The sequence below is a fragment of the Kitasatospora papulosa genome, assembly GCF_000717245.1.
Taxonomy (GTDB): domain Bacteria; phylum Actinomycetota; class Actinomycetes; order Streptomycetales; family Streptomycetaceae; genus Streptomyces; species Streptomyces papulosus.
In genome coordinates, this window is sequence record NZ_JNYQ01000019.1 from 76,578 (window position 1) to 88,237 (window position 11,660).

Here is an 11,660-nt window from a genome sequence, read left to right on the forward strand (position 1 = left end):
TGGAAGAAGGGGTGGTGCGAGAGGTGTGCGGTGGCGGCCGCCGTTCAGGCGGTGGCCGGCTCCGCTGCGGGAGTGCCGGCGGGCGGCACGGTCAGGCCGCGGAACGCGCCCACTGGCGGCGTGGCGAGGTCGGAGAGGAGGGGCGGCTTGCCGATGGTGGACTCGGCCGAGAAGGCCGTGGAAATGTGTTCGCTCAGGTCGGGGGTGACCGGCCAGCCCAGGGTGCGCAGCGTCCAGAGGAACTGCAGCGCTCCGGACACGTCGCTCGCGTCGTCGGGCCGGATCGCGTCGCAGCGCAGCGCCAGTACCTCCAGGTGCAGGGCTACGGCCTCCGCCGCCCGTCGCACGCTGAAGGTCTCCAGCCGGTAGGCGTCCTCGAACCGGCCGCGTGACGCCTTGGCCGCGGCGGTCCACCATGGTGAGGGGACCGCGTCGATGCGGCGGCCGGCCAAGGGCTGGAGCGCGTCGACGATGGCGCGCAGCGGGGCGTCGTAGCGGGCCGCGATTGTCGCGGCGGCGATGGGTTCGCTGAATTCGGCCTGCTGGAGTTCCGGGCTCGTGAGGCCGAGGACGAAGCGGGCACGGTCCCGCCCGACGGATTCGAGGTAGTCCTTCGCCCACCGCACGTCGCCCTTGCTGGTGGAGAACTTGCGGCCCTCGAGCATGTAGTACTGGTTGGTGACGGTCCGGGTCCTGGGCAGCGAGACCGACATGCCGTGGCGTGCGGCGAGCATCGCGAGGGTCACATACACGAAGGCGTTGTAGAAGCCGTTGTCGATGCCGATGAACTGCACGAGCTCGTCGCACGGGGCGAACGGGTCCATGCGGGCCTGCTGCAGCCAGTACACGTGCCCGACGTAGATCTCCGGCCAGGCGTTGATGGCCTGCGGCTGTACGTCCGGCCCGTCCCAGTCCACCGTGATGCCCCAGGCGCTGGGGTAGGTGAGGGGAATGTAGGGGAGGCGGCTCGCGAGGGTGTCGGAGACGACCTTCGCCAGGTCGGGGCGGAGCTGGACGTCCGTCGTGCGGTACCAGTTGGTGATCATCGACCGGTAGCGTTCGAGGTCCAGGACCCAGACGGAGACGGCCTTGGTCGGCAGCGCGGAGGCCGTGTCCGCGACCGGGAGCAGGGCTCCGGGCAGGTTGTAGAGGCCGCAGGCCTCGCACACCCCGGCGCGGGCGTGGGCCAGGCAGGTGGGGCAGCGGCCGGTGACGAACGCCTCGGCCTTGTACTCGCCGGTCTCCGCGTCGTACGGCAGCTCGATCTCACGCAGGTCGAAGGCGCCGTGCTCCCACAGGGAGGTGAAGAAGCCGCGTACGAAGGCGGTGTACTCGGCGTCCGGCCGTTCGAAGAGATCGACGTCCACGCCGGCGAGTTCGAGGGACCGGGTGACGCTGTCCAGCGCCTGCTGGATGAGTGCCTCGGGGATGATGCCGAGCCGTTCGGCCGTGGTGACGACATAGGTCTGGTTGTCGTCGGTGCTCGTCGCGAAGGCCACGTCGTGCCCCAGGATCTTCTGGGACCGGGCGCAGATGTCGCTGTTCAGCACGGGGCCTGCCAGATGGCCCAGGTGCAGATCCCCGTTCGGTGTCGGGGGAGAGAAGGTGACGTTGATGCGCTGCTGCCGGGGTCTGGCGCCGTAGGGGCCGGTCATCGCCCGTCCTGCTTCTCGTCCGCGGGCTGGAGCCAGTAGATGCTGACGAACGAAAGCGGCTCGGAGCTGCTGGTGTTCGTGACCACGTGGTCGGTGCCGTGCGGGATGTAGACGACGTCTCCGGGTGTGATCGTCCGCTCTTCGGTGCCGACCCGCAGGTACCCTTCGCCGCTGATGAAGATGAACGTCTCGTCGGTGGCGTGGCCGTGCGGGGTGCTGGACTCGGTGGGGCGGATCGAGCACAGGGTGCTGTTCCAGGGCGGCGTGACGACGTCGTTCCAGGGGTAGAGCTCACGGATGTCGCAACCGTTCTTGCGGATCCGCAGGTCGTCGGCATCGGTCTTGACGTGCATGAGTGGTTGCCTTCCTTGTCGGTACGGCGGTGCGTGCGGTGCGTGCGGTGCCCGTGAGGGTTCCGGGGCGGATCGCGGGGCTGACTACTTCAGCGCGAAGAGCCGCTGTATGGTCGCGGGCGCGAACGATTCGTCGGGGACGCCGAAGGCCCCCTGGAAGGTGGCGAGGCGGGAGCCTGCCAGGACCGGGTCGGTGGGCCATGCCTTGGCGTACGCCTTGCGGCGGGCTGCACCTTCGGGGCCGAACGTCATGTACATCGTGGTCCTGACCGCTCCCGAGATACGCAGACGGCGCATGCGCTCCTCGCGTTCCTCCCGGTACGGGGCCAGTGTCCCGGTCGACCAGACGGTGTCGGAGCGCAGGGCGTCCCGTACCTGGCGGGCGTCCCGCAGCGCGATGGACAGCCCCTGTCCCACGACCGGATCACTCCACCCGGCCGCGTCACCGATCAGGACGCCACCGGGCACCACGGGAGAGTCGGTCCAGGCATCGTTCATCGGGTAGAAGGCGCAGGACTCGGAAGGGGTTGCCGCAGCGAACATCCCGCTGCCGGGTATGCAGCGGAACCGGAAGGCCTCCAGGAAGTCGGCCTGGCGGTTCGGACCGGAGAAGCGGCCCTTCTGCGCGACGTCGTGCAGCAGGTACAGCCGCGCCCGCGCGCCTTCACGGGGGAAGACGAAGTAGAGGAGGTCCCCCTCGGTGCCGATCGAGGTGACGTTGACGGGCCAGTCGTGAAGGTCCTCGACAAGCATGCCGCCGCCGAGCGAGTTCGGCGGTGTCTGGGTCAGGGAGACACCGAGCTGGCGCCGTACGGTCGAGGTACGGCCGTCCGCGCCCACGATCATCCGGCACGGTACGTCGTACTCGACGTCGTTGTACTCGTAGCGGACGACGGGATTCGCGCCGCCCGTGACGGTGACGTCCCCGATTCCGCGCACGACCGTGGCCCCCGCTTCGGCCGCGGCGGTCGCAAGGGCCTCGCAGGCCTCGGGGTGGCCCACGTCGAGCACCCCTCGGATACCGGGAATCATCTGGTCCAACGGGATGGCGTTCGCCTGTGCGACCTCCGGGTCGACAGTCTCGTCGTAGCCGACGAAGCGGTCGACGTAGGTGCCACCGGCCTTCAGGAGGCATTCCTCCAGGCCGAGTTCGAGAAGCTCCACGACACCCCAGCAGTTGATCACCTCGCCGCGGACCTTGTCCCGGTAGACGGTCTGCCGCTCCAGGAGCAGCACCTGGTACCCGTCTCCCGCCAGTGCCGCCGCGAGGGCGGAACCGGCGATACCGCCTCCGACCACCACCACGTCCATACGTTCGGCTGTCGCCATGGAACCCTCCACAGAAGACTTTTCAAGGCGTGACTGCGTGGGCTGCCCCGAAGACGAGCAGCCGGAATTCCGAGCTGGTGGAACCGGTGGTCCTGTCCCGGGCGAGGCCGTGACGGAACGTGGCGCGAGGGCCTCGTCGTGCGCCCCTCCCCGCGGTACGGGCATGGGCGAGCGGAGGACCAGCGGTGGGGGAGACCCTGGTCCCGTTACGGGAAGTCGGCTGTCAGCGCGGCCCGGATGAACCGCGCGGCTGCTTCCCGGCGTCCCTCGCACCGCCGTGGGGAGCGGATCCGCGGCGGGGACCGCAGAGGGTGCGACGGCGGGCCGTGCCCGGTGATGTCCTGCTCCTGGAATCCGTCGCCACCACGCTCACTCCTCGAAAGTGTGTCGTTTGCGGTGTCCAGAATCCGGGGTGCGGTCCGGGGCGGCAATGCCGACTTGCCTAAATCGTCCACCGGTTTCGCACTGCAATACGAATGATCGCAAGCCCGATCGATCAGGATCCGGAGGTCGGAGGACGACAGATGCCGTACTGGATCATGTCCCAGACCTGCTTGAGCTCGTCGGCCGTGCGAGGTTCGCGGTCCCCGGCCGGCGGGTCCTCGTGTTCGGCCCGTGCACGGCACTCGACCCCGATCGTGAGGTACGTCGACAGCGATATCAGTGACGCGGGACGCACCCCCACGTTCAACTGGCCCTGCATGTAAGCGTCCTCGAAGAGATTCTGCGCAACGACCATCCAGGAGGCCGTCCATGCAAGGTTCTGCTCCGGGCGCTCCCGGCTGAGCCGGGCCGCGGAGCGCACGGTCGACTCCGCGTCCAGCAACCGGGCGAGTTCGAGCATGAGGTCGATGGCGCGGTGAAGCGCGGGAGCCGGGCGGGCCGGCATGCTGTCCAGCGCCGCCCGGGTGATGGCCTGCCCCTGTGACTGGACGGCGTCCGCCAGCTCCGCCTTGGTCGAGAAGTGGAAGGTCAGGGCGCCTATGGTGATCCCGGCGGCGCGGCAGATGCGGTTGAGCGAGGTCCCGTCGTAACCATGCCGGTCGAACTCCTCCGCGGCGGCGTCCAACAGCGCCTGCCGGGTGCGTGCGGCACGTTCCTGCTTCACCATGCGTGTCTCCGCCTGTGCTCGTCGGCCATGGGAAAGACGTCGCCGCCTTCCGACGCCACCCGATGCGCGGTGGCGCGCCGTGGGTGGTGCGCCACCGTGTTCCGCGAGGCGGGCCGAGTCCGGCCGGTGCTGTCCCGTGGTGCACGGCTGTGAAAGCCGCCCGTGGGAGGACCGCACCGGTGGAGTCCGTCGAACGGACCGCGACCATGGGCCGATCCCGGTGTCCGGTTGTCCAAGCGGACAGTGTGCAGCCGCAGGTCAGCCACATCAAGGGAGGTGATTCGGGTTGGCTGGTTCGGTATGTGGTGCGAGGTAGCGGCGGCGCCGGGTGGTCGTGGTGTCGGGGTTGGCTGGTTCAATGCGATAAAAAATAGCGAACTCTATTATTCTTTCGTTGCGTTGAGCTCTCGAAGAGGAGAACGCCATGACCGGCCCCGTATACGAGTCAGACCACGCTTCCGTCCTCGCAGCCGGACGGAAGGTCACCGAGTTCGCCGATCAGGTCTTCACACGCCTGCCCAGAGCTGATCAACGCCGCTGGGCCGCCGCCTACTTACTCGGCCTGCTCGCCGTGTCGGGCAGAAAATCCGTACGCAGCCTCGCCGCCGCGGTGACCGACTCGCCGACTGCCTCCCAGTCGATGCACCGGTTCGTCAACTCCAGCCCGTGGGAATGGCAACCGGCCCGCGCCGAGTTGACCCGCTGGACCGAGCAGCGGCTGAGGCCGACGGCCTGGACGGTCGGCACCGCTGTCGTGCCCAAGCGCGGAAATCAGTCATGCGGCGTCCACCGCCGCTTCGACCCCGTAGCGGGGCGCTCCGTCAACTGCCAGGTCGCCACCGGGCTGTTCCTGGCGGCCGGTCGCGTGCAGATCCCCGTCGACTGGCGCCTGCACCTGCCCCGCGAGTGGTCCGACGAACGCCTGCGTCGCCGCGCGCGCATCCCGGAGTCGGTACAGCCGGTCCCCGAGTGGGTGCACATCCTCGACCTGGCGGACACTCTGGCCTCCGCCCTCCTCACCCCGCTGCCCCTGGTGGCGGACCTGCGGGCGTACGAGCAGCCTGACCGGCTGCTGCACGGATTGCGGCAGCGCGGTCACGACTTCGTGGTGACCGTCCCCGACACACTTCCGGTGGTGCTTCCGCTGGTGAACCAGGGCGCGCGCGGGAGCCATGCCGCCCCCCTGGTGAGTGCTCGCCGCTTCCTCGATGCCCACGGCGAGGTCCTGCGCACCGTCATGGCGTCCCCGCACGGCGGCGCGGCGGGAGCGAAACGCATCGTGACCGCCGTGGCCAGCCTGCCGCGCGGGCCCCGTGCCCAGCGCTTCTGTCGCCTGTTCGCCGAATACCGGGCCGACGGCCAGGGAGCGCCCGCACTCTGGATGACGACCCTGGTGCACCGACCCATGGACGAGCTGATCGAGCTGGCCGGAGCACATGCCTGGACGCCGGGCGCGCTGCGCCGCATGGAAGGGCGCTTCGGCCTCCAGGACTTCGAGGGCAGGTCGTTCCCGGGCTGGCATCGCAACGTGACGCTGGTGTCCGCGGCCTGCGCCTACAGCAGGTTGGCCGAGTCCGAGCCGGCACCGACGGCCTCCGCCGGACCGACGGCGGCTTGGCCCCACGCCTCGCCGCTGGTTCGCGCGGGTGCCCTGTCCGCGCCGAAACAGGGGTCGTGAGGGGCGTCGCAGAACTTCGCCCCCCAGCCCCGAAGCCTCAGCCGGCCGTCACACGGCGCTCCAGCCCCCGTCGACCGGAATGGCGCCGCCGGTGACGAACGACGCCCGGTCGCTGCAGAGCCATACGGCGACCTGTGCGATTTCATGCGGATCGGCGAGCCGCTTCTGTATCGCCCTCCGGGTCATCCCCGCCTCGACCTCGGGGGCGTTCGCGATGTAGGGCTCCAGCAGGTCGGTACGGGTGCCGCCCGCCATCAGGGCGTTCACCCGTACCCCCCTGTCACCGTACTCGGCGGCGGCCGCCCTGGTGAGCCCGAGCACTGCGTGCTTGGCCGCTATGTAGGGTGCGCTCGCACCGGTCGCGGAGTGGCCGGCGACGCTCGACATGTTGACGACGACACCACCGTCCTTCTGGCCCAGCATGACGGGAATCTCTTCACGCATGCAGTTCCAGACACCCCGTACGTTTACGTCCATCGCCATGTCATAGGCGCTGTCGTCGAGTTCGTGAAGAACGGCGCCCACCGAACCCCAGCCGGCGTTGTTGAACGCGGCGTCGAGGCTGCCGAACTGCTCCACGGCCCGCGCGACGGCCCTGGCCACGTCGTCAGGTCTTCGTACGTCCCCGGGGATCGATGCCGCTCTACCTCCTGCGGCGGTGATCTCCTCGGCCAGGGCCTCCAGCCGGTCCTTGCGGCGTGCCATCAGGACGACGGAGGCGCCCTCGGCGGCGAAAAGCCGGGCGGCGGCCGCCCCGATGCCTCCTGAGGCGCCCGTGATCATGACTGTCCTGCCCGGTAACATCCCTGAAACGTTGTCCATGGGCAGATTCAACCGTACGGGACCCGTTCGCGGACTCCTGTGAACAAGCCGGAATCAGCGGTTTCGTGTGTTCACCGCACGGTTACGTGCCGGACGGCCGCAAGGGTTCGGCTATGCGCACAGAGCTCTTCCCGGTCGTGATCAGCGGCAGCAGGAACTGCCACATCTCCCGCACTCTGTCGGGGAGATGACGTCGCCCGGTGGACAGCTGTTCGTTCATCTGGAGACCGGTCGCCGCGTTGACCACGAGCCGCGCCAGCGCCTCCGGGGCCACCTCGTCCCTCAGGTCGCCGCGCTCGGCGGCCTCGCGCAGGAACGGAAGCAGCACGTCCACCCACTGCTGGTACGAGTTGAGCTCGTGCGGATCGACGAAGTACTCCTGATCCATCACCAGCCGGGCTCCCGCGAGCAGTACGGGATCCTCCAGGAGCCGGGTGGCCCACAGGACCGAGGTGTCGACCGCCGCCTGGAGCCCTCGTGCGTCGGGAGCCACCGGGACCTGGGTCGGCTGGGCGCGCACGATCTCCCGGGCCAACTCCTCCTTCGACTGGAAGTGGAAGTAGAGCGCGCCCAGGGTGAGGCCGGCGCGGCGCGCGATGCCGCTCACGCTCGCACCCGCGAAACCCGCCTCTGCGAACACCTCGGCACCGGCCTTGAGGATGGCTGCGCGGGTACGCGCGCTGCGCTCCTGCTTCAACTCGCGTGGTGCCACCAGATCTTCACAACCCCTCGACAATTAAAATAGTAATCCCTATGTTACTTCATGCGATGACTCGAACCAGTGCGTTGTAGCTGACCGCCCAACGACCTTACGGCTTCCGGGGGGAACCCGAATGACAGTCACGACTGGCTCAATCATGCCCACCGTCAGTATCCAGCCGGTGCCATTACGGCAGGTACGCAAGGTACTTGTCGATCAGGTGCTCCTCACGGGCTGGGGTAGTCATGGCGACGGTGTGTCCCACACCGTTCTCGCGGAATGGCCCTCGCGGCATGCCCTGTACACCTCGCACCGCGGCGCCTATCACCCGCTGCTCCTCGTCGAAACCATCCGCCAGGCACTGACGATGCTGTCTCACACGGTCCACGGGGTGCCGCTGGACCACCGCCTCGGGTGGGAGACCTTCGACACCTCCCTCGTCACCGCGGCACTGGAAGCACGCCAGGGTCCGTGTTCCGTCCGCCTGACGATCACTCACACGGAAGTGGAGCGACGCAGCCGTGGCTCCGCCAGGCTCACCGCGCAGATCATGATCACGCGCGACGACGAACCCCTCGGGATAGCGAGAGTCCGCTACATCGCGCATCCTCCGGCCATCTACGACCGGCTGAGAGGAAGACACGCCGACGCCAGAACCGCGACCCGCCACGCCCTGCCCCTCGGCCCGGCTCTCGACCCCGTCGTACGCGGCGACCAGACCCCGCTCGACTTCGCCGTCCTGACCGCGCTCGCCGAACCCCATCGGTGGCAGCTGAGGGTCGACGTGACGAACCGCGTCTTCTTCGACCACGATCACGACCACGTCCCGGGCTTCCTCCTGCTGGAGGCCGCCGCGCAGGCAGCCCATGCAGAGTCGGGTGCCGCCGAGACTCTGCCGACCAGCTTCGACGCGCACTTCACGCGGTACGTCGAGCTGGACGCCCCGTGCTTCATCGAGTCCGTTCCCGTGCGCAGGAGGGAACTCGGCATCATCAGCACCCTGGTCACCGGTCGGCAGAACGGGCATGAGGTCTTCTCCATCCGCGTCACGGCGGCCGAGCGCAACTGATCCCCCCTGGCGCCGCCGCAGCCGGCGTGGCCTGATCGAGTGCGGTCGCGGACCGGCGGGGCATGAAGCGTCCGTGAGCGGATGATGGCCGGAACAGGACGGATCGGTACACCGGCTTCGGAGGCGGAGCGCTCCTCGTGGCCGGTGCTCCGTTGCCGCCGGTTCCCCATTGGGTGCGGTCGGCCGGGAGATCATGCCGACCGCACCCGCAGCGCAAGCGCGGCGGTTGCCGGCAAGCTCATGGTTATCTCCCTCTCCCTGGGTAAGGGTCGCGCGCTGAAGCCAACCGGGGCCGTTAGTGGCTTCGGGGCGGGGCGGTGGAGCGGGCCAAGGGGACTGGCGTAGGGGTGATGTGGCTCACCACCAACCTCGACCGAGGTGACGACAGCAACACGTGTCCGCCCGGGGCCCACACTGATTGGCGGGGGCTTGCGCGTCAACTGGCAGGATCCTCGATGCGCTGAAGCCAATGGCGACCTGGCCACCGCCTCCGGGTGATCACGGCGAGGACGAACGCGGCGAGTCCGACGATCGCGCCGGTGACGCTCGCGGTTGGGTCGGCCATGTCCGGGGTCACCACCAGCGCCACGATCAGCCCTGCCGACACCACGCCCGCCACTACGCCGACCGCCCACACGCCGATGCGCCCCGCCCCTGAGACTGCCATCGCATTGCCCCCTGTCGATGCCCGACGCCCCGTCAGAACGGAGGATCGACGATACCGCGACCGGCACCAGGCCGTGTCTCACAAATGATTACCGAGCGTGTGCGTGTTCGATCCAATTGCCTTGCCGTCCTGACGCCGGCCAATGATTCTGGGCAGGTGCCAGGACAGGGGAAAAGAAGGCGGCGGCAGGAGGACGCGCGGCAGCGGTTCGCTGCTCGCACCGCGCCGGACCCGGGAGAGTGGGAAGTGGTCGTTGAGACTCCGGACCAGGCGGAGATGCGTACGAGGTTGCGTCGTCTTCGGGAAGCCGGAGTCGACAGGGCGATGATCCGGATCGACACGCTGTGCGGACGCCTGGCGGCTGCAACCACCTACCGGCTGAGCCGTTTCGTGACGGACCCCGCGCGAGAGTCCATGCACGAGCACTCCGATCATTGATCGACCGGGGCTCCGGGCGTGATCTGCCCGAGCGGTACGGACCCTGGCAGACCGACTACGAGCGGATCGCCCGCTGGGAACCGGACGGGACCGGGGCGAAGCCGCATCCCGTCCAGGTCCGCGACGATGCGGTGGGCCGGGGGAGTGGACCGTCGCCATCGACTCCACGGTCAACCGGCCCATCAGCACGCCGCTGGCGTCCGAAAGGGGGGCGTAGACCGGGACGAACGGGAAGATCCGAGCCGCGCACAGACGCGCCAAGCCCTCAGCCGATCCCTCGCTGGGCACCTCACCGCAGCCGGCTCCGACCACCCCTGGACCCACGTCCGCTTCACCGCCTTCTGGATCAGCCGCAACCCCCTGGAACCGGTCCTCGTGGTCCCAACCCGTCGCGGAAATCAGCGCCGACGTGGCACGGGACCACATCGTGTGGCGCCACCCGCTGCGTCACGAACGGCTCCGCCACGACGCCACCGAAGCCGATGTCCTGCCGTTCGACGAGACGCAGTAGCTGCACAGGGCGGAGTACACCGCTCCAGCTATGCCGCACGGCTGCTCTTCACATCGCTGAGCGGAGAGAACTCCATGATCATGTAGGCCCGTGTCCGTTCTGGTTCTCATCCATCTCCCCGGGCGCCCGATGCTGGACCTTCTGAGAAAGAAGCTCAGTCACCTGTTGCCCCGTCGGTCCGCTCTCGCAGGAAGTCGGCGTGGCCGTTGTGGCGGGCGTACTCCTGGATCATCAACATGTAGACCCAGCGCAGGCTGAGGGTAACTCCGTAGGATGACATGAAGGTCTCGTCGAGATCGTGTCCAGCCGCCGCCGCGTCGCACGCTTTGACCTCGGCCTGGAAGAATGCGAAGTCTCTCTCCGCATCGGCCGCGTGAACTCCGCCGAGTCCCTCGTTGCTATCTGACGGGCCGGTGAATACGTCTCCGATAGCCTCACTGGCGAAGCTTCGCCGGAACCACCATCGCTCCACTTCCGCCATGTGCCGGACAAGGCCCAGCAGGGTAAGGTCCGACGGCTCTACGGTCGTCCGCGCCAATTGGGCCGGCTCAAGCCCGGCGCACTTGGCCTGCAACGTCTCCCGGTGCCAGTTCAGCCAACCCTCCAACATCTGACGCTCAGTTACGGTGCCCAGACCGCCCAGCTGCTGGGTCCGCTTGACCGATGGTGCTGTCCATGTCATGAATCCACCTTGCATCGCCGCCCGGGAGGGCTCAAGTGGGTAAAGTGGCAGAGCGGCCAGGTCCATCCTTGGTGATTACTGAGCGTAAAGAACCAGCTGGTGCCAGACGAGTGGTGGGAGTACCAGCGAGTGGTGCCAGCGGCGTCGTCGCGGCCGCAGGGTTGTGTCCGGCCCCGGCGCCGCACCCCGCCCCGAGCTATGCCGCCGCGTACTGATGTACACGCCCGCCCCGCCACTCCACCCACTCCGGCTGATCGAGCAGCTGGTCCGCGCCCGGGAGCCCTGCCCGTCGCAAGAACGAGGGGACATGACGCATTACACGAAGACCATCGAAGAGTCTCCCGGGCAAAGCCCTGGCAGGATCACGCGGCAGCGAGTTGTCCCTTCGTGGCGAACCGCTGCTCCCATCTACCGGGGGCTGCGCAGTAGACAGGAGACCCGCCCCGCAGCGGCAGATCTCGTGGTGTGTCTCAGTCTGCCGTGCTGCCGGTGGCGATTGCCTGGCCGTGTCCCGGCGGCCCGTGGCGGCCTAGACACGCTTTCGCTTTGCACGTCAGCGGGGGTGGAATGGTTCCGGGACGGCTGGTGGGCGCGTGATCGTTGCAGCCGACGGGCGCCGGCCCCACGCTGGTTGAGCACTGACCG

10 protein-coding genes and 1 pseudogene are annotated in these 11,660 nt (G+C 68.5%); 3 read left to right on the forward strand and 8 right to left on the reverse strand.

The features are described from left to right. Positions 1–44 precede the first annotated feature (44 nt). From IA22_RS0131215 to IA22_RS0131230, 4 genes are all read right to left on the reverse strand, one after another. Complete coding sequence (locus IA22_RS0131215) at positions 45–1,655, reverse strand: class I tRNA ligase family protein (RefSeq protein ID WP_015575617.1); 1,611 nt, start codon at positions 1,653–1,655, stop codon at positions 45–47. After that, positions 1,652–2,008, reverse strand: coding sequence for a cupin domain-containing protein (locus tag IA22_RS0131220; protein WP_030125538.1), 357 nt, complete (start codon positions 2,006–2,008; stop codon positions 1,652–1,654). The genes IA22_RS0131215 and IA22_RS0131220 overlap by 4 nt, the downstream gene beginning before the upstream one ends. Positions 2,009–2,092: 84 nt before the next feature. Then, positions 2,093–3,337: an NAD(P)/FAD-dependent oxidoreductase gene (locus IA22_RS0131225; RefSeq protein WP_014158288.1), complete on the reverse strand. Its 1,245-nt coding sequence runs from the start codon at positions 3,335–3,337 to the stop codon at positions 2,093–2,095. Between the two features lie 496 nt (positions 3,338–3,833). Next, complete coding sequence (locus tag IA22_RS0131230) at positions 3,834–4,448, reverse strand: TetR/AcrR family transcriptional regulator (RefSeq protein ID WP_030125539.1); 615 nt, start codon at positions 4,446–4,448, stop codon at positions 3,834–3,836. Positions 4,449–4,872: 424 nt separating this feature from the next. Here IA22_RS0131230 and IA22_RS0131235 point away from each other — a divergent pair, with 424 nt between their 5' ends. Next, positions 4,873–6,126 (forward strand): IS701 family transposase, encoded by a 1,254-nt coding sequence (locus tag IA22_RS0131235; protein ID WP_014158290.1) that lies wholly within the window; start codon positions 4,873–4,875, stop codon positions 6,124–6,126. 48 nt (positions 6,127–6,174) lie between these two features. On the opposite strand, the gene IA22_RS0131240 is transcribed toward IA22_RS0131235, so the two are convergent. Then, entirely contained in the window at positions 6,175–6,930 is a 756-nt protein-coding gene (locus IA22_RS0131240) for an SDR family NAD(P)-dependent oxidoreductase (protein ID WP_037831159.1), read from the reverse strand. Positions 6,931–7,030: 100 nt separating this feature from the next. Further along, the gene (locus IA22_RS0131245; RefSeq protein WP_015575611.1) at positions 7,031–7,660 is read right to left on the reverse strand and encodes a ScbR family autoregulator-binding transcription factor; all 630 of its coding nucleotides are present in this window, start codon (positions 7,658–7,660) and stop codon (positions 7,031–7,033) included. Positions 7,661–7,805: 145 nt separating this feature from the next. On the opposite strand from IA22_RS0131245, the gene IA22_RS0131250 reads away from it, so the two are divergent. After that, positions 7,806–8,717: a ScbA/BarX family gamma-butyrolactone biosynthesis protein gene (locus tag IA22_RS0131250; protein ID WP_267882409.1), complete on the forward strand. Its 912-nt coding sequence runs from the start codon at positions 7,806–7,808 to the stop codon at positions 8,715–8,717. 436 nt (positions 8,718–9,153) lie between these two features. Here the strand turns inward: IA22_RS0131250 and IA22_RS36875 are convergent, their stop codons facing one another. Then, the gene (locus IA22_RS36875) at positions 9,154–9,384 is read right to left on the reverse strand and encodes a hypothetical protein (RefSeq protein ID WP_030125540.1); all 231 of its coding nucleotides are present in this window, start codon (positions 9,382–9,384) and stop codon (positions 9,154–9,156) included. A gap of 455 nt (positions 9,385–9,839) precedes the next feature. Between IA22_RS36875 and IA22_RS37810 the strand changes: the two are divergent. After that, a pseudogene (locus IA22_RS37810) lies at positions 9,840–10,137 on the forward strand (IS5/IS1182 family transposase); the annotation flags it as partial. A 350-nt stretch (positions 10,138–10,487) separates the two neighbouring features. Here IA22_RS37810 and IA22_RS0131270 read toward each other — a convergent pair. Next, the gene (locus IA22_RS0131270) at positions 10,488–11,015 is read right to left on the reverse strand and encodes a DinB family protein (RefSeq protein WP_030125542.1); all 528 of its coding nucleotides are present in this window, start codon (positions 11,013–11,015) and stop codon (positions 10,488–10,490) included. Positions 11,016–11,660: the final 645 nt, after the last annotated feature.